This window comes from Priestia sp. SIMBA_032 (assembly GCF_046535215.1).
In the GTDB taxonomy this organism is placed as follows: Bacteria; Bacillota; Bacilli; order Bacillales; family Bacillaceae_H; genus Priestia; species Priestia aryabhattai.
The window spans coordinates 1-365 of record NZ_JAWRXD010000230.1 but is presented as its reverse complement, the minus strand read 5'-3'; the positions used below and the strand labels follow the sequence as shown (position 1 = coordinate 365).

The following is a 365-nucleotide window of genomic DNA, read 5'->3' as shown; positions in this document are numbered from 1 at the left end:
CGGTCGGCAGGGTGACGTCGATGGTCTCGGCGACCAGCACCGCGGCGTCGCGCTCGGCCGTGAGGACCGCGAGCCGGTCTTCGTAGGCCTTCTGCGCCTGCCCACGGGCAACGTTGACGAGCTTGCCGGCCTGCGCCTTCTGCTCCTTCGGCAACGCGCCGAGTTCGCGGCGGCCCAAGGCGATCGGCGAGCGGTCACCGAGGTGCTCGGTCTTGGCGGTTGCCAGCGCTGGCAGATCAACCGCGGCGGAAAATGCTGCGACGGCAGCATCCACTGCGGTCGCCAATGTCTGGCTGTCGACGTCGGCCACGGCTGTGTTGACTCCCTTGAATATGACTTCGTCGAGCTGAAGTACGTCTGATGGA

The 365-nt window shown here is 66.8% G+C and carries 1 pseudogene; it reads right to left on the bottom strand.

What is annotated here, in order from left to right:
- Positions 1–310 (bottom strand): annotated as a pseudogene (locus SB717_RS34130) (hypothetical protein); the annotation flags it as partial.
- Positions 311–365 lie beyond the last annotated feature (55 nt).